Origin of the sequence: Paracoccus limosus (assembly GCF_009711185.1) — a bacterium.
Lineage (GTDB): Bacteria > Pseudomonadota > Alphaproteobacteria > Rhodobacterales > Rhodobacteraceae > Paracoccus > Paracoccus limosus.
Genome location: NZ_WMIF01000016.1, coordinates 63910 through 80950 on the forward strand (window position 1 = coordinate 63910; position 17041 = coordinate 80950).

At 66.5% G+C, this 17041-nt stretch carries 16 protein-coding genes; 10 read left to right on the forward strand and 6 right to left on the reverse strand.

Going from position 1 to position 17041, the window contains the following annotated elements:
• Window positions 1–10: 10 nt before the first annotated feature.
• Window positions 11–2356 carry a transglycosylase domain-containing protein gene (locus tag GL279_RS12260; protein WP_155064922.1) on the reverse strand — a complete coding sequence of 782 codons (2346 nt, stop codon included), beginning with the start codon at window positions 2354–2356 and terminating at the stop codon, window positions 11–13.
• 256 nt (window positions 2357–2612) lie between these two features.
• On the opposite strand from GL279_RS12260, the gene GL279_RS12265 reads away from it, so the two are divergent.
• Window positions 2613–4040 carry an ammonium transporter gene (locus GL279_RS12265; RefSeq protein WP_155064923.1) on the forward strand — a complete coding sequence of 476 codons (1428 nt, stop codon included), beginning with the start codon at window positions 2613–2615 and terminating at the stop codon, window positions 4038–4040.
• Window positions 4041–4138: 98 nt separating this feature from the next.
• On the opposite strand, the gene GL279_RS12270 is transcribed toward GL279_RS12265, so the two are convergent.
• Window positions 4139–5140, reverse strand: a complete 1002-nt coding sequence (locus GL279_RS12270; RefSeq protein WP_155064924.1) for a polyprenyl synthetase family protein — start codon at window positions 5138–5140, stop codon at window positions 4139–4141.
• Window positions 5141–5215: 75 nt separating this feature from the next.
• Here GL279_RS12270 and GL279_RS12275 point away from each other — a divergent pair, with 75 nt between their 5' ends.
• From GL279_RS12275 to GL279_RS12285, 3 genes are all read left to right on the forward strand, one after another.
• Complete coding sequence (locus GL279_RS12275; protein WP_155064925.1) at window positions 5216–5431, forward strand: putative signal transducing protein; 216 nt, start codon at window positions 5216–5218, stop codon at window positions 5429–5431.
• Window positions 5421–6173 (forward strand): tRNA1(Val) (adenine(37)-N6)-methyltransferase, encoded by a 753-nt coding sequence (locus tag GL279_RS12280; RefSeq protein ID WP_155064926.1) that lies wholly within the window; start codon window positions 5421–5423, stop codon window positions 6171–6173. The genes GL279_RS12275 and GL279_RS12280 overlap by 11 nt, the downstream gene beginning before the upstream one ends.
• Before the next feature lie 69 nt (window positions 6174–6242).
• Window positions 6243–6407: a YdcH family protein gene (locus GL279_RS12285; RefSeq protein ID WP_155064927.1), complete on the forward strand. Its 165-nt coding sequence runs from the start codon at window positions 6243–6245 to the stop codon at window positions 6405–6407.
• 95 nt (window positions 6408–6502) lie between these two features.
• Here GL279_RS12285 and phbB read toward each other — a convergent pair whose 3' ends face one another.
• The 3 genes from phbB to GL279_RS12300 all read right to left on the reverse strand — a co-directional run bounded on the left by phbB (window position 6503) and on the right by GL279_RS12300 (window position 10104).
• Window positions 6503–7228 carry an acetoacetyl-CoA reductase gene (gene phbB / locus GL279_RS12290; RefSeq protein ID WP_155064928.1) on the reverse strand — a complete coding sequence of 242 codons (726 nt, stop codon included), beginning with the start codon at window positions 7226–7228 and terminating at the stop codon, window positions 6503–6505.
• A gap of 90 nt (window positions 7229–7318) precedes the next feature.
• The gene (locus GL279_RS12295) at window positions 7319–8491 is read right to left on the reverse strand and encodes an acetyl-CoA C-acetyltransferase (protein ID WP_155064929.1); all 1173 of its coding nucleotides are present in this window, start codon (window positions 8489–8491) and stop codon (window positions 7319–7321) included.
• Between the two features lie 785 nt (window positions 8492–9276).
• A complete protein-coding gene (locus GL279_RS12300) occupies window positions 9277–10104 on the reverse strand; it encodes an EAL domain-containing protein (RefSeq protein ID WP_155064930.1) in 828 nt (275 codons plus the stop codon).
• A gap of 91 nt (window positions 10105–10195) precedes the next feature.
• On the opposite strand from GL279_RS12300, the gene GL279_RS12305 reads away from it, so the two are divergent.
• On the forward strand, window positions 10196–10780 hold the full coding sequence (locus GL279_RS12305) for a DNA-3-methyladenine glycosylase I (RefSeq protein WP_155064931.1): 585 nt from the start codon (window positions 10196–10198) through the stop codon (window positions 10778–10780).
• Here GL279_RS12305 and GL279_RS12310 read toward each other — a convergent pair.
• Window positions 10755–11309 carry a TlpA disulfide reductase family protein gene (locus GL279_RS12310; RefSeq protein WP_155064932.1) on the reverse strand — a complete coding sequence of 185 codons (555 nt, stop codon included), beginning with the start codon at window positions 11307–11309 and terminating at the stop codon, window positions 10755–10757. The two genes, GL279_RS12305 and GL279_RS12310, sit on opposite strands and share 26 nt — an antisense overlap.
• A gap of 23 nt (window positions 11310–11332) precedes the next feature.
• On the opposite strand from GL279_RS12310, the gene argH reads away from it, so the two are divergent.
• The 5 genes from argH to GL279_RS12330 all read left to right on the forward strand — a co-directional run bounded on the left by argH (window position 11333) and on the right by GL279_RS12330 (window position 17022).
• Complete coding sequence (gene argH / locus GL279_RS12315) at window positions 11333–12733, forward strand: argininosuccinate lyase (protein WP_155064933.1); 1401 nt, start codon at window positions 11333–11335, stop codon at window positions 12731–12733.
• Window positions 12730–12885 carry a hypothetical protein gene (locus tag GL279_RS19145; RefSeq protein WP_170293964.1) on the forward strand — a complete coding sequence of 52 codons (156 nt, stop codon included), beginning with the start codon at window positions 12730–12732 and terminating at the stop codon, window positions 12883–12885. The genes argH and GL279_RS19145 overlap by 4 nt, the downstream gene beginning before the upstream one ends.
• Complete coding sequence (locus GL279_RS12320; protein ID WP_343039800.1) at window positions 12866–13141, forward strand: DUF2834 domain-containing protein; 276 nt, start codon at window positions 12866–12868, stop codon at window positions 13139–13141. Before GL279_RS19145 ends, GL279_RS12320 begins: the two co-directional genes overlap by 20 nt.
• Window positions 13141–14406 carry a diaminopimelate decarboxylase gene (gene lysA, locus GL279_RS12325; protein ID WP_155064935.1) on the forward strand — a complete coding sequence of 422 codons (1266 nt, stop codon included), beginning with the start codon at window positions 13141–13143 and terminating at the stop codon, window positions 14404–14406. The genes GL279_RS12320 and lysA overlap by 1 nt, the downstream gene beginning before the upstream one ends.
• 90 nt (window positions 14407–14496) lie before the next feature.
• A complete protein-coding gene (locus GL279_RS12330; RefSeq protein ID WP_155064936.1) occupies window positions 14497–17022 on the forward strand; it encodes a DUF4175 domain-containing protein in 2526 nt (841 codons plus the stop codon).
• Window positions 17023–17041: the final 19 nt, after the last annotated feature.

The window sequence follows — 17041 nt, forward strand, 5'->3', positions numbered from 1 at the left end:
GCCGCCTTTCTTATTGGTTGTAGACGCCGTCGATGCCGCGCAGCGCCTGTGTCAGCGGATCGTCCGGCGACAATTCGGTATCGCCGCTGGACGAGGTTTCCGCCGGGAAGCTGGGTGGGGTGGTGCCCGGCTCGCCCGGATCGGGCAGGGTGCGGCCCGGCTGCGTGCCGCCATCGCTGCTGATCGTCGAGGAAGGCGTCGCCGGCGCCGAGCCCGAGGGCTGTTCCTGCCCCAGCGCCTCGGACAGGGCGGCGGCCAGCGGATCGGCCGCGCCATCGGCGCCGCCCGAGCTGACCACATGCGGCACCGCACCCGAGGCGTCGAAGACGAAATTCCCCAGCGGCTCGACCGGCAAGCCGTCGTGGATTTCCGCCATCACCGCCTGCCAGATCTCGGCCGGAAGGCCACCGCCGGTCACGCCCTTCATCGGCTTGTTGTCGTCATTGCCCAGCCAGACGCCGGTGACATATTGTCCGGTAAAGCCGATGAACCACGCATCGCGATAGCTGGAGGTGGTGCCGGTCTTGCCCGCCACCGGGCGGTTGCCCAGCTTGGCGCGGCCGCCGGTGCCGTTCTGGATCACCTGCTGCATCATGCCGATCAGCTCGCCCGCCGCCTTTTGCGAGATGACGCGCTGACCCATGCCGCCGGTCTGGCCGATCAGCGGCTGGTCGTCGCCCTTGATGCGCAGTTCGACCAGACCATAGGGCCGGACCGCCGTGCCGCCATTGCGGATGCCGGCATAGGCCGAGGTCATGTTGAGCAGCGTCGATTCCGACACGCCCAGACCCAGCGACGGCCCGTTGGCCATGTCATTGGCAAAGCCGAAATCCTGCGCCACCCGCCGCACCGCGTCGCGGCCGACGATTTCCTGCAAGCGGATCGTCGCGGTGTTCAGCGATTGCGCCAGCGCCCGGGTCAGTGTCACTTCACCCAGATATTTCCGGGTGTAGTTCTGCGGCGACCACGGCCCGGAGCCGCGCACATTGATGGTCAGCGGCGCGTCAAGAATCCGGTCGTTCGGCCCATAGCCCTGATCCAGTGCGGCGGCATAGACAAAGGGTTTGAAGCTGGAGCCGGGCTGACGCAGCGCCTGCGTGGCGCGGTTGAAGGTGCCGGCGGCGGTATTGTCACGCCCACCGATCATCGCGCGCACCGCACCATCGGGCGACATCACCACCACGGCCGCCTGCGCGGTCGAGCCCTTGGCCACCTTTTCGTCGAACACCCGCTTCAGCGCACGTTCGGCCGCGCGCTGGATGCGCTGGTCGAAGGTGGTCTGGATGGTCACGTCCTCGGTCGTCTCGCTGGTCAGGAAGCCGGGGCCGGAATCCATCACCCAATCGGCGAAATAGCCGCCCGCGCGGGCCGCTGCCGCCTTGGACAGCACCGCCGGATGCGCCTTGGCATCGGCATATTGCTTGTCGTCCAGATAGCCCTGATCATGCATCAGCCCCAGAATGACGCTGGCACGTTCCTGCGCGCGTTGCAGGTTCGAGGTGGGCGCGAAATAGCTGGGTGCCTTCAGCAGCCCCGCCAGCATCGCAGCCTCGGAGGCCGTGACATCCGCCGCCGACTTGCCGAAATAGCGCTGCGACGCCGCCTCGAAGCCGCGGGCGCCGGCCCCCAGATACGAGCGGTTCATGTAGATGTTCAGGATGTCCTGCTTGGAGTATTTCGCCTCCATCGCCATGGCATAGGGGACTTCCTTGACCTTGCGCCAGATGCTGCTCTTGCGGCACTCGGCCTCGTAATCGGATTCGGATTTCCACTTGATCGGGTCAAAGCCCTCGCCCAGACACAGCAGTTTCGCCAGCTGCTGGGTGATGGTCGAGCCGCCATGGCCCTGCAGCGCGCCGCGCCCCTGGGTCAGGTTGATCTTGACCGCCGAGGCGATGCCCTGCGGATCGACGCCGAAATGGCTGTAGAATCGCTTGTCCTCGGTGGCGACGACCGCATCCTTCAGCACGGGGGCGATTTTATCGGCACTGACCATGCCGAAAGTTTCGCCACGCCATGCGAAAACCCGGCCGTCGGTGTCCAGCATCGTGACCGAACCGCGGGCGCGACCGTCGAAAAGTGCCGAAGCTTCGGGCAGCGTCGTATAGAAATAGAACGTCGCCGCCGCGAGGATTGCCGCGAAAGTCAGCGCCAGCCGCCAGAACGATCCCCAGATCACGCGCCAGACCAAAGACACCGTGCCGGCGATTCCCCGGCTGATCATATTGCCGCGCCGGGGCGGGCGCGAGCCACCGGACTTGCGCGCCGGCTGTTGCTGTTTCTGTGCTTTCTGAGGGGGTTGGTCGAAATTGCGCTTGTCAGCAACGATCCGGCCCCTGCCGGTGGGTTTTTTCATGCCTGTATCCTGCCCGGCCGGATGATCCCGGCTTGTTTGCGCGAAAGATACAGGAACCGGAACAGTTTGAGAACCGCGATGACCTATCAGTGAACTGCCGCGCCAAGCTGCAATGCGCTCAAGGCGTGCTGAAATTTTGTGCTGAATGAATCGGCGGGCGGCGAAAACTTGCACAACTCTTGTGCTCAATGCGTAAGCGCGGGTTTTCTGGCAGCGACACGGAACTGCTGCGACGCAGAAAGAAGGTGCAGGAATCATGAAAAGACTAACCGCGATCAATCCCCTGATCCCGGCGCTTGCCCTCCCCCTGGCCGGGATGGGCATGCCGGCGTTGGCGCAGGAGGTCGCGGATGCCGCGGCCGCCGTGGCGCCCATCGTGGACAAGGGTGACACCACCTGGATGATGGTTTCGGCCATTCTGGTCATGATGATGACTGTGCCCGGCCTTGCGCTGTTCTATGGCGGCCTCGTGCGCTCCAAGAACATGCTGTCGGTGCTGATGCAGGTCTTTACGATCTTCTGCATCATGGCGCTGCTCTGGGTCTGCTTTGGCTATTCGCTGGCCTTCACCGGCGCCGGTTCCGCCGAGGATGCGACCGCGCTGACCCCGTTCATCGGCGGGCTGTCCAAGGCCTTTCTGTCGGGCGTGACCACGGCGTCGCTGGCCGAGACCTTTACCCAGAACGTCTTTGTGCCGGAATATGTCTTCATCATCTTCCAGATGGCCTTTGCCTGCATCGCGCCGGCGCTGATCGTCGGTGCCACGGTCGAGCGGATGAAATTCTCGGCTATCCTGCTCTTCGTGGTGATCTGGTTCTTCTTCTCGTATCTGCCGATGGCCCATATGGTCTGGTGGTGGGGCGGTCCCTCGGCCTATACCGCGCCGGGCGGCTATCTGTTCGGCCATGGCGCGCTGGACTTTGCCGGCGGCACGGTCATCCACATCAACGCCGGTGTCGCGGGTCTGGTCGCCGCGATCGTCGTCGGCCCGCGTCTGGGCTTTGGCAAAGAGCTGATGGCGCCGCATAACCTGCCCTTTACCCTGCTGGGCGGCTGCCTGCTGTGGGTCGGCTGGTTCGGCTTCAACGCCGGCTCGAACATGGAGGCCACCGGCACCGCCGCGCTGGCGATCCTGAACACCACCGTCGCCACCGCCGCCGCCGCTTTGGCCTGGGCCTTTGGCGAATGGCTGTTCCGTGGTCATCCCTCGCTGCTGGGCGGTGTCTCGGGTGCCATTGCCGGTCTGGTGGGCATCACCCCGGCTGCCGGTTTCGTGGGCCCGATGGGCGCCATCGCCATCGGTCTGGCTGCCGGCTTCCTCTGCATGTGGTTCGTCATCAGCCTGAAGTCGAAACTGGGCATCGACGAAAGCCTTGACGTGTTCGGCATCCACGGCGTCGGCGGCATCATCGGTGCCATCCTGACCGGCGTCTTTGCGGCACCCTCGCTGGGTGGCTCGGGCGTCTTCGACTATGCCACCGGCGCAGTTTCGCCCGATTACAGCATCGCGGGTCAGGTCACGACGCAGGCGCTGGGCGTGCTGGTCGCGGTGATCTGGTCGGGCGTGGTGTCCTTTGTCGCGCTGATGATCGTCAAGGCGGTCGTCGGGCTGCGGGTGCCGGCCAATGACGAACGCCAAGGGCTGGACGTCACCGTGCATGGCGAGAACGCCTACAACAACTGAGCCTCTCCCTCGGACTGGAAAAGCCCCGCATTGCAGCGGGGCTTTTTCGTTTCCGGGTTTGGGATTGCCGGGGCGGGCTCGCGCCGCGCCTTGCCCGATCAGGACAAGCGCGAGACCACGTAATCGGCCAGATCCGACAGGATCACCCGCAGCGGCTGGTCGGGGCAGGCTTGCAGGGCGGCCTTGGCGCGGTTGGCCCAGGCGATGGCATCGGCCCGCGCCGCCGCCGGCGCGCCGCGCCGTTGCAGGATCTCCAGCGCGGTTTCCAGATCGCCCTCGTCCTGCTTGCCCTTGCCGATGGTGCGTTCCCAAAAGGCGCGCTCATTGGCATCGGCGGCGGCGATGGCCTTGATCACCGGCAGCGTCAGCTTGCGCTCGCGGAAGTCGTCGCCGACGTTCTTGCCGATGACCTGGGCCGAGCCGCCGTAATCCAGCAGGTCGTCCACGATCTGGAAGGCGATGCCCAGGGCGTCGCCATAGTCGAACAGCGCCTGCTGCACCGCAGCCTCGGCGCCGGCCACCTCGGCGCCCGATTCGGTCGCGGCCGAGAACAGCGCTGCGGTCTTGCCGCGCACGATCTGGATATAGGTGTCTTCGCTGGTCGAGATGTCCTGCGCCGCCGTCAACTGCAGCACCTCGCCCTCGGCGATGGTGGCGCTGGCATTGGCAAGGATGCGCATGACGCGCATGCTGCCGGTGTCGGCCATCAGCTGGAAGCTGCGGGCGAACAGATAGTCGCCGACCAGCACGCTGGACTTGTTGTCCCATAGCAGGTTGGCGGTCGGCCGGCCCCGGCGTTGCTGGCTTTCGTCGACCACATCGTCATGCAGCAGCGTCGCGGTGTGGATGAATTCGACCGCCGCCGCCAGCAGGATATGCGCGTCGCCTTGATAGCCGCAGAGCCGCGCCGCTGCCAGCACCAGCATCGGCCGCAGCCGTTTGCCGCCAGCCTCGACCAGATGGGCCGTTACCTCGGGGATGCGCGGCGCATGCCGGCTGGCCATGCGGTCGCGGATCAGCACGTTGACCGCCTCCATGTCCAGCGCCAGCGCGGCGGACAGTCGGTCGAGCGGCTTCGAGACGTTCTCGTTCATACCCATGGGCCATTCCCTTTCGCTGGCAAGCCATTGCCATGCCATGGACACATAAGCAACTGCCCCTTAACCTCTGGCGCCATGAAGGAAGTCCTGCGCACCACGAATCCGCTCCTGATCGTCCGGGCCTGCGATCTGCTCGAATCCGAGGGAATCGCCGCCTTTGCGCTGGACCAGCACATGAGCGTGCTGGAGGGCTCGCTGGGCATTTTGCCGCGCCGGCTGATGGTGGCCGATCGCGACCTGTTCATGGCCCGCGCCATCCTGCGCGACAATTGCATCGACGATGGCCGCTGAGACGCGCCGCGACGGCTTTCTGGGCGGGCGGCTGCAACTGGCGCAGCCCGTGGCCGGCTATCGGGCCGGCGCCGATGCGGTGATGCTGGCGGCGGCCTGCCCGGCGGTGGCGGGCGAGTCGGTGCTTGAACTGGGCTGCGGGGCAGGAGCGGCGTTGCTGTGCCTTGGGACGCGGGTGCCGGGGCTGGAACTGACCGGGCTGGAGCTGCAAGACGATTACGCCGCCCTTGCCCGCGCCAATGCCACGGCCAATGGCCTTGCGGCCAGCATCCTGACCGGCGATTTGGGGCGGATGCCGGCCGAGTTGCGGGCCCGCAGCTTTGACCATGTCATCGCCAATCCGCCCTATTTCCAGTCGGGCACCATCGCCCCCGATGCCGGGCGCGGCACCGCGCGGCACGAGGATGCGCCGCTGTCGCTGTGGATCGGCACGGCGCTGCGGCGGCTGCGGCCCGGCGGCTGGCTGGCGCTGATTCACCGCGCCGAGCGGCTGGGGGCGATTCTGACCGTGCTGGACGGGCAGGCGGGTGAGATCACGATCTTGCCAGTCAGCGCGAGGAGCGGTCGCGCGGCCGGGCGGGTGATCGTGCTGGCACGCAAGGGCGCACGCGCGCCACTGCGGCTGCTTTACCCCTTCATCATGCATGAAAAACCGTCACATGGCGCCGATGGCGAGGATCTGACCGCAGCCGCTCACGCGGTCTTGCGCGAGGCGGCGGCGCTCAACCTGCGGGATCGGTAATTTTCGGTGACAATGCGACGATTCTGTGATGCACTCATGACTGTTCGATAAATCCACGAGGAGGACGACATGTCGGTTGAATCCCATGTTCAGGAGCTTCGCCGTAAACATCAGTCACTTTCCAGCAAGATCGAGGCTGCCCATCGCAGTCCCGCGACGGATGACCTCTCGATTTCCCAGATGAAGAAGGAAAAGCTGCGCCTGAAAGAGGAGATCACGCGCCTGTCGCACTGAGGCGACGGCGGCTTGTCGACACGAAATTCCAACTCGTTCAATGTGAAACGGCCCGCGAAACTCGCGGGCCGTTGCCATTTTCCGGGTGCCGTCGGTCAGACGAAGAACTGGCCGCCGTTGGCGCTGATCGTCGAGCCGGTGATGAAGCCCGCGTCGTCCGAGGCCAGGAACACCACGCAGCGGGCGATTTCCTCGGGCTCGCCCAGCCGGCCGACCGGGATCTGCGGAATGATGCGTTCGTTCAGCACCTTTTCGTCGATGGCGCGCACCATTTCCGTGCCGATATAGCCCGGGCAGATCGCGTTCACGGTGATGCCGGCGCGGGCGCCTTCCTGAGCCAGAGCCTTGGTAAAGCCCAGATCGCCCGCCTTGGCGGCGGAATAGTTCGCCTGACCGGCCTGACCTTTCTGACCATTGATCGAGCTGATGTTGACGATGCGGCCGTATTTGCGGTCGCGCATGCCGGCCCAGGTCGGGTGCGTCATGTTGAACAACCCGGTCAGGTTGGTGTCGATGACCTCTTTCCACTGCTGCGGCGTCATTTTGTGGAACATCGAATCGCGGGTGATGCCGGCGTTGTTGACCAGTACGGCGATCGGGCCCAGCTCGGCCTCGACCTGTTTGATGCCGGCGGCGCAGGCATCATAATCGGCGACCGACCATTTGTAGGTCTTGATGCCGGTTTCCTCGGTAAAGGCGCGCGCCGCATCGTCGTTGCCGGCATAGTTTGCCGCAACCGTGTAACCTGCAGCCTGCAGAGCCTTCGAGATGGCCGCGCCAATCCCGCGCGAGCCGCCCGTCACCAGAGCCACTTTCGACATTTCATTCCCCCTCTGTGGAGCTAACGTGTAATTCCGTTGCCAGTGGTTGATCTTGCACGCAAGAAAATTGCGCGCAAGATCATTTCTGGTTCAGCGCTCGACGCAGAGGGCCACGCCCATGCCGCCGCCGATGCACAGCGTGGCCAGGCCTTTCTTGGCGTCCCGGCGCTGCATTTCGAACAGCAGCGTGTTCAGGATGCGCGCGCCCGAAGCGCCGATCGGGTGGCCGATGGCGATGGCGCCACCGTTGACGTTCACAATGGCCGGATCCCAGCCCATGTCCTGGTTCACGGCGCAGGCCTGCGCGGCAAAGGCTTCGTTCGCCTCGACCAGATCCAGATCACCGACTTTCCAGCCGGCTTTTTCCAGCGCCTTGCGGCTGGCCGGGATCGGGCCGGTGCCCATGATCGCCGGATCGACGCCGGCGGTGGCATAAGAGGCGATGCGGGCCAGCGGCGTCAGGCCGCGGCGGGCCGCTTCTTCCTCGGTCATGACCAGCAGCGCGGCGGCGCCGTCGTTCAGGCCCGAGGCGTTGCCGGCGGTCACGGTGCCGTCCTTGGCAAAGGCCGGGCGCAGCTTTTGCATCGCATCCAGCGTGGCGCCGTGGCGGATGTATTCGTCCTGATCGACGACGACATCGCCCTTGCGGGTCTTCAGCGTCACCGGGACGATCTCATCGGCGAAACGGCCGGCCTTTTGCGCAGCCTCGGCCTTGTTTTGCGATGCGGTGGCGAATTCGTCCTGCGCCTCGCGCGAGATGTTCCATTGCTTGGCAACGTTCTCGGCGGTGGTGCCCATGTGATAATCGTTGAAGGCGTCCCAGAGCCCGTCCTTGATCATCGTGTCGAGCATCTTCAGGTCGCCCATCTTTTGCCCGGCGCGGATATAGGCGGCATGGGCCGAGAGCGACATCGATTCCTGACCGCCCGCAACCACGATGCGCGAATCGCCCAAGATCACCTGCTGCGCGGCCAGCGCCACGGTGCGCAGACCCGAGCCACAGACCTGGTTCATACACCAGGCCGGGCTTTCCTTGGGCAGGCCGGCGAGGATATGCGACTGGCGGGCGGGGTTCTGGCCCTGACCGGCGGTCAGCACCTGACCGAGGATGGTTTCCGAAACCTCGGCCGGATCGACACCGGCGCGTTCCAGAACCGCCTTGATGGCGATGGCGCCCAGCTCATGGGCCGGCGTGTTGGCGAAACTTCCAAGAAAACTCCCGACGGGGGTGCGCGCGGCGGATACGATCACGGCTTTGGTCATGGCAGGCTCCTTCACTGAGTGCCGAAAACGGGGGCGTCCCCCTCAAGTTGCCGTTTCGTCAAGCAACGTCAAGCGACCAACCTGAGGGGGGAGCGCGGGTGCAGCCTGACACGGGCGCCGCGCGGCGCGCCAGTCCTTGTTGGACCGACCAAAGACGCGATTTGCCTAAGGCAAGGATTTCTCGGCCAGAACTTGCCCGTGGCCCGACCAGCGAAAGACCAGGATCTGGCTGTCAAGGTCCCTATGATGCGATTACGGCTTTTGTTGTAGATTGGGGGCAGAAAGCAGGTTCAAAGCCCCGGTTGGGGCGGCGCGGCGCCCCGGTTTCCCGGGAATCCGCCGCAAGCCCTGCTCGGCCCGCATGGCCAGATTGCAGCGCACGCATGTTGCCGGCGGCTGCGGGATTCGGTTGTTGACAGGTGGTGAGAGACCGGCCACGCGGACCCGTCCGCGCGGGCAGGGCGCCCACCGGCCCCGAGCGGCAAAGCCTTCCGTCTGCCTGAGCGGGCAAAGGGGCCCGGCCCGGTGGGGCAAAGCGCCCGCCAGCCCTGACGGGCGCGGCGACCTGCTGGGCTGGTTCGGGCAGGGCGATCCGAGGGCAGCGGGCAGGCAGCGTGACCTACCGACCCCATGCGGAGAGAGTTTTCCTCGCTCGCCCAAGCCGGGCAGCGCTCGATCCGCTGGCAATGCCGGGCAGGGCCACATCCGCAGGTCAAGGCAGGCAGGGCGATCCGCCAGCCCAAGGCGCGAGCAAGGCGCGAGCAAGGACCGCCCCCACGCTCCGCCTAAGAGCGTTTCGCCGCCGAATTCGGCGAGCGCCAGGGCGGCACGATGGTCGGGGCGCCGAAGTAATATCCCTGCAGGCAGTCGATGCCCATGTCGATCAGGAAGGCGGCGTCCTCGGCCGTTTCGACCGATTCGGCGACGGTGAACATGTCGAAATGATGCGCGATCGCCTGCAGGGCGCGGGCCAGCACCTGATTGTCGCGTTCCTGCGCGATCTCTCGGATGAATTGCCCGTCGATCTTGATCATGTCGAAACAGAAATCGCGCAGGTAGCGGAACGAGGTATAGCCGGCGCCGAAATCGTCCAGCGCAAAGCTGACCCCCTGGGTCTGCAACTCCTGCATGAAGCGGCCGACCAGATCGGGCAGGCCCATGGCCGAGCTTTCGGTGATTTCAAGGATCAGCCGCTCGGACAGGCTGACGTCGCCGCCGATGCCGTCGCGCAGGGTGCGCAGCCATGCCGGGTAGCCGATCGAGCGGGCCGACATATTGATCGACAGCCGCATCGAGGGCTCCTCGGCCAGTGCCTTGATGCCCAGGGACAGCGACAGGCAGTCGATCTGGCGGCCAAGCTCGGTGGTTTCGGCCAGCGGCATGAAATCGCGCAGGGGCACGATGCGCCCGGTTTCGTCGATGATTCGGATCAGCCCCTCGTGAAAGGCGACGTTGTCGGGGCGATCGGCCTGCACCACCGGCTGATAGGCCAGGACGGCATCGCCCCGGGATACCGCGCGCCGGACGGTGGCCATCGTCACGCGCGTCTGCTGATCAACGGCGAAATCCAGCGGCGAGCCGGTTTCATTGCGCGGGTCAAAGGTCTCTGTCATGCCAAGGCTCCTGTCTTCAGCCGAAGTCTGGCGATCATGTCCTAAGATCGGGTAAACCTCAGGTGGTTTCTCGACTCAGGGTTAATGGACGATGACCGAAGGCAGCCGCTGCGCATGGTGCGGGACCGATCCGCTATATGTCGATTACCACGACCGCGAATGGGGCGTGCCCGAACGCGATCCGCGCGCACTGTGGGAAAAACTGGTGCTCGACGGCTTTCAGGCCGGGCTGAGCTGGATCACCATCCTGCGCAAGCGCGAGGCGTTTCGCGAGACTTTCGAGGGCTTCGACCCCGAGCGCGTCGCCGGCTGGGACGAGGCGCAGATCGCCGCCGCCCTGCAAAACCCCGGCATCATCCGCCACCGCGGCAAGATCGAGGCGACGGTCAAAGGCGCGCGGCTGTTTCTAGAAATCGAGGCGGCCGAGGGTTTTACCCCCTTCATCTGGTCCTTCGTCGGCGGCGAGACGGTGCAGAACCGCTTTCGCAGCATGGCCGAGGTGCCAGCCAAGACGGCGCAGTCGGAAATCATGGCCAAGGCCCTGAAAAAGCGTGGTTTCAACTTTTGCGGCCCGGTCATCACCTATGCATTCATGCAGGCCTGCGGGCTGGTTAACGACCATATGGTCGACTGCCCGGCGCATGGCCGCGTCAGGGCGCTGTCGCCTGCCGGATAAGCGCCTGCGCCGCCTCCGAGGACCAGTCGGCGCCGCCGATCAGCCGGGCGATCTCATTGCCCTGACGGTCGACCAGCACGGTCACCGGCATGCCCATGACGCCCATCTCGCGCGCCAGTTGCTGGCGCGGGTCCAGCCGCACGGGCAGGTTCTCGACCTTGGCTTCGGTCAGGAATTTCTGGATCGCGGGCGGCGGATTGTGCCCGGCGGCAATGGCCACCACCTGAAAATCCTCGCCCCCCAGCTGCGCCTGCAGCCGGTCCAGAGACGGCATCTCCTCGCGGCAGGGGGCACACCATGTCGCCCAGAAATTCACCAGCACCACCTTGCCCTTGTAATCGGTCAGGCTGTGGCTGCCGCCGTCGGGATCGGTAAAGGACGTCTGCGGCACCGGCGCCGGATCGATCGGGTTCAGCTTGGCCAGCCCGCCGTCATGCGCGGCCTGCCAGTCGATCGCGCCGGCAAAAGCCGGGGCGCAGACCGCATTTGCACCAAGCACCAGCGCCGTATAAAGAGCCAACCAACGCATTCCACCCCCTTGAGGCACCAGTCATGACCGAGCAAGCCAGCCGCACCGCCAACCAGATGTGGGGCGGACGTTTTGCCGCAGGCCCGGATGCGATCATGGAGGCGATCAACGCCTCGATCGGCTTCGACCAGCGGCTTTACGCCCAGGACATCCGGGGCAGCCGCGCCCATGCGGCGATGCTGGCCGCACAAGGCATCATCAGCACTAACGATGCCGAGGCCATCGGAAAAGGGCTTCTCACGGTCTTGTCAGAGATCGAGGCCGGGGATTTCCCCTTCTCGACCGCGCTGGAGGACATCCACATGAACGTGGAATCGCGGCTGAAAGAGGTGATCGGCGAGCCTGCGGGCAGGCTGCACACGGCGCGTTCGCGCAATGATCAGGTGGCGACCGATTTCCGGCTGTGGGTGCGCGACCAATGCGACGCCACGATCGAGGGTCTGGACGCACTGATCCGCGCGGCTTTGTCGCAGGCCGAAAAGGGCGCGGATTGGGTGATGCCGGGCTTTACCCATCTGCAAACCGCGCAGCCGGTGACCTGGGGCCATCACATGATGGCCTATGTCGAGATGTTCGGCCGCGATCTGTCGCGCTTTCAGGACGCGCGCAAGCGGATGAACGAATCGCCTTTGGGCGCAGCCGCGCTGGCGGGGACGGGCTTCCCCATCGACCGCGCGGCGACGGCTGCGGCGCTGGGCTTTGACCGGCCGATGGCCAACAGCCTCGATGCAGTAAGCGACCGCGATTTCGCGCTGGAGTATCTGTCGAGCGCGGCGATCTGCGCCGTTCACCTGTCGCGGCTGGCCGAAGAGCTGGTGATCTGGTCCTCGGCCCAGTTCCGGTTCGTGACCATGTCGGATCGCTTCTCGACCGGCTCGTCGATCATGCCGCAGAAAAAGAACCCCGATGCGGCCGAACTGATCCGCGCCAAGATCGGCCGGATCCTTGGCGCGGCCGTCGCGCTGTTCGTGGTGATGAAGGGCCTGCCCTTGGCCTATTCCAAGGACATGCAAGAGGACAAGGAGCAGGTCTTTGACGCAGCCGACAACCTGATGCTGGCCTTGGCGGCGATGACCGGGATGCTGTCGGACTTGACCGCCAACCGCGAGCGGCTGGAAGCGGCGGCGGGCTCGGGCTTTTCGACCGCGACGGATCTGGCTGACTGGCTGGTGCGCGAGGCCGGGCTGCCCTTCCGCGAGGCCCATCACGTCACCGGCGCGCTGGTCGCTATGGCCGAAAAGGCCGGCGTCGATCTGCCCGAGTTGACGCTGGAGCAGATGCAATCGGTCAATCCGGCGATCACCGCGGATGTCTACAACGTGCTGGGCGTGCACAATTCGGTCGCCTCGCGCATGTCCTATGGCGGCACCGCGCCGGCGCAGGTCCGCGCCCAGATCGCCCGCTGGAAGGAGAAACTGGCATGACGCAATCCCTGTTGCTGGCGGTTCTGGCGCTGATGCTGGCCGCGCTTGCGGCCTGCGGCGTCGATGGCGCCCCGACCCGGCCCGAGCCGCAGCCCGAACCGGGGCTGCATGTCAGCGGCGAGGCACGGATCGGTGTCACGACCCGGCTCTGATCTGACGCTGCTGCGGCTGGTCTGGCTGGCGCTGGCGCTGTTTGGCGCGGCGCTGGCGCTGCTGACCGGCAGCTGGTTCTGGGGCGGGGTCGGCGCAGCCGACATCGTCGCGCAGATTACACTGGCGATTTGGTGTCTGGTCGAAACCATGGTGCGGCGCAACTGGGTGGCGCTGATCACCCTGCCGGCCATGGCGCTTGGTCTTGGCTGCGCGCTGCCGCTTTATCTTTTCATCCGCTCTCGCAGGATCGTCTGATGGATCATTTCAACTACCGGGATGGCGCGCTTCATGCCGAGGATGTGCCGCTGTCGCGCATCGCGGCCGAGGTCGGCACGCCGGTCTATGTCTATTCCGCCGCCACGCTGACCCGGCATTTCAACCTGTTCCGGCAGGCGCTGGACTGGACCGATCATCTGGTTTGTTTCGCGGTCAAGTCGAACAGCAATCTCGCGGTGCTCAAGCTTCTGGGCGATCTGGGGGCGGGCATGGATATCGTCTCGGCCGGGGAATATGCCCGCGCCAAGGCAGCAGGTGTTCCGGGCGAGCGGATCGTCTTTTCCGGCGTCGGCAAGACCGAGGCCGAGATGCGCATGGTGCTGCAGGGCGGCATCCGCCAGTTCAACGTCGAATCCGAGCCCGAGCTGGAGCAGTTGTCGCGGGTGGCGTCCGGCATGGGCGTGGTGGCCCCGATCGCGGTGCGGGTGAACCCAGACGTCGACGCCAAGACGCATGAAAAGATCGCCACCGGCAAATCCGAGAACAAGTTCGGTATTCCCATCGCCCGCGCGCGCGAGGTCTATGCCCGTGCCGCCAGCCTGCCGGGGATCGAGGTCGTCGGTATCGACATGCATATCGGCAGCCAGCTGACCGATCTGGAGCCCTTTCGCCAAGCCTATGCCAAAATGGCTGAGCTGACGCGGGCGCTGCGTGCCGATGGCCATGACATCCGGCGGCTGGACATGGGGGGCGGTCTGGGCATCCCCTATCGCCGCGACAACAACGCGCCGCCGCTGCCCATCGAATACGGGCAGGTGATTCGCGAAGCGGTGGGCGATCTGGGCTGCGAGATCGAGATCGAGCCGGGGCGCAATATCTCGGGCAATGCCGGGATCCTGCTGAGCTCGGTCATCTATCTGAAAGAGGGCGAGGGCCGCGATTTCCTGATCCTCGACGCCGCCATGAACGATCTGATCCGCCCGGCGATGTATTCGGCGCATCATGACATCGTTCCGGTGATCGAGCAGGCGCCGGGCGTGGCGGTTGCGCCTTTCGACGTGGTCGGGCCGGTCTGCGAAACCGGCGATACCTTTGAAAAGGCGGTCGAGCTGCCGCAACTGGCCGCCGGCGATCTGGTGGCGCTGCGCTCGGCCGGGGCCTATGGGGCGGTCATGGCCTCGGAATACAACTCGCGGCCGCTGGTGCCCGAGGTGCTGGTCAGCGGCGATCAATTCGCCGTCATTCGTCCGCGACCGACGCTTGAGGAAATGCTGGGACGCGATACCATCCCGGCATGGCTTTGATCGCAGATCCGCAGGGCAGGACAGGCGGGGGTTTCACACCCCCGCACCCCCGTGGGATATTTGCACACGAAAGAAACGCGGGAGGCTGCGATGGCGCGGCCTGAACCCCGCCGCATCGCGCGGGCGGTCTGGCTGACGCGGGCCGGCATGGTCTGGGAGGCGCTGGCGGCGGCCTTTTGGCCGCTGGGTGTGGTTCTGGCCGGGGCGCTGTCGGCGCTGGCTTTTGGCGTGACGGATCTGATTTCGGCGCGTGGGCTGCTGCTGGCGCTGGCCCTGGTCGGCGCGGCGGTCGCGCTGGCGCTGGTCTGGGGGGGGCGGCGGTTTCACCGGCCGAGCCTGCAGGCGGCGCGCGGGCGTGTCGATGCCAGCCTGCCGGGGCGGCCGCTGTCGGCGCTGCGCGACCGGATGGCGGTCGGGGCCGGCGATGGCGGGGCCGATGCCCTGTGGCAGGCGCATCAGGCGCGAATGGCGCGCGAGGCGCAGGCGGCGCGGGCCATTGCCCCGGATGCCCGGCTGCGCTGGCGCGATCCGGTTGCCCTGCGGCTGGCGGGGATGGTCGCGCTGGTCATGGCGGTGCTGTTTGCCCCGGCCGGCCAGTTTGGTCAGGGGCTGGCGGCGCTGGGCGCGACCTTTCGCCCGCTGCCCGAGCAGCGCCCCGATGTTGGCGCGGCGCCAGCCTGGGAGGGTTGGGCCGAGCCTCCGGCCTATACCCGCCGTCCGACGATCTATCTGAACGATCTGGCCGAAGGGCAGGGGCTGGACCTGCCCAAGGGCTCGAAGCTGAGTTTCCGCATCTATGGCGAGGGTGCGACCCTGCGTCAGGATCTGGCCGATGGCGTGACGGGCGAGCCTGCCGCGCCCGAGCTGATCGCCCTGCGCAGCGGCCATGTCGAGATTGGCGGCCGCAGCTTTGCGATCACCGTCACCCCCGATGCCGCGCCCGAGGTGCGTCCGGTGGTGCAACCCGACCGGCGGGCGGATGGCCGCTTTGTGCAGCCCTTTGCCGCCAGTGACGACAATGGCGTCGTGTCTGGCAAGGCCACGATCACGCTGGATCTGGCGGCGGTGGATCGCCGCTATGGGCTGGCGGTCGCGGCCGAGCCACGCGATCCGGTGGTGATCGACCTGCCGATGCCGGCGACGGGCTCGCGCAAGCAGCTGCGCGGCCAGCTGGTCGCCGATTTGGCGCGGCACCCTTGGGCGAACCTGCCGGTCACCGTCTCGCTGGAGGTGCGCGACGGCATCGATCAGGCCGGGCGCTCGGCCCCCGTGGCGATGGTGCTGCCGGGGCGGCGGTTCTTTGACCCGACGGCGGCGGCGCTGGTCGAGATCCGGCGCGATCTGTTGTGGTCGCGCCAGAATGCCAGGCGCAGCGCCGAGGTCTTGCGCGCGATCAGCTGGCAGCCGCAGGATTTCATGGACCCGGCGCTGGTCGAGGGGTTGCAGGGCGCCATCGGCACACTGGAGGCGGGCCCGCTGACCGAGGCCTCGCGCAATGCGCTGGCGCAGGTGCTGTGGGATGCCGCAGTGGCGCTGGAGGATGGCGGGCTGGCCGATGCGCTGGAGCGGATGACGCAGGCGCAGGAGCGGCTGTCCGAGGCGATCCGCAATGGCGCCAGCCCCGACGAGGTGCAGCGCCTGATGGATGAGCTGCGCAAGGCGACTGACGCCTATACCGACATGCTGGCGCAGAAGGGGCAGGATCCGGCGCAGAAATTCGACCGCTCGAAACAGCAGGGCCAGCGCGTCACCGGCGACCAGATCCAGAAGATGATGGACGAGATCCAGCGCCTGATGAACGAGGGCCGCATGGCCGAGGCGCAGGAGCTGTTGGAGCAGTTCAACCGCATGATGCAGAACATGCGCGTCACGCAAGGCGAGGATGGCGAGGGCGGCCGCCAGCGTCCCGGTGACCGTCTGGCCGAGACGCTGCGCCAGCAGCAGCGGCTGGCCGATGAGGCGATGCGGCAGATGCAGGACCAATACGGCCAGTGGCAGCAATCGCCGCAGCAGGGCGAGAGTGGCCAGCAGGGCAAGGATGGCCAGCAGGGGGACGCAGGTCAGGATCTGGCCGACCGGCAGCGCCAGTTGCGCGAGGATCTGGGCCGGCAGCGCGGATTGCTGCCCGGTCGCGGCACACCGCAGGGCGACGAGGCGCGGCGCAGTCTGGACGAGGCCGGCCGCGCTATGGAGCAGGCCGAGCAGGCGCTGCGTGAGGGCGATCCTTCGGCGGCGATGGAGGGGCAGGCGCAGGCGATCCAGAACATGCGCGAGGGCATCCGCTCATTGGGGCAGATGCAGGCGCAGAACCAGCCGGGCCAAGAGGGGCAGCCGCAGCAGGGTGGCCAGCAGGGCGGTCCCGAGGGGCCCGAGGGCCAGCGCGGCGGCCAGCGCGGTCTGGATCAGGCGTGGCGCGACGGGCAGCGCACCGATCCGCTGGGGCGGCCCAGCACCGGCAATGGCAATGACATCACCTCGGGCGATCCGCTGGCCGAAGGGCCGGATCCGGCGCGCCGCGCCCGCGACCTGCAGGACGAAATCCGCCGGCGCAGCGGCGAACGCGACCGGCCCCGCGACGAACGCGATTATCTGGGCCGGCTTCTGGACAATTTCTGATCGCGATGCGGCGCGCCTG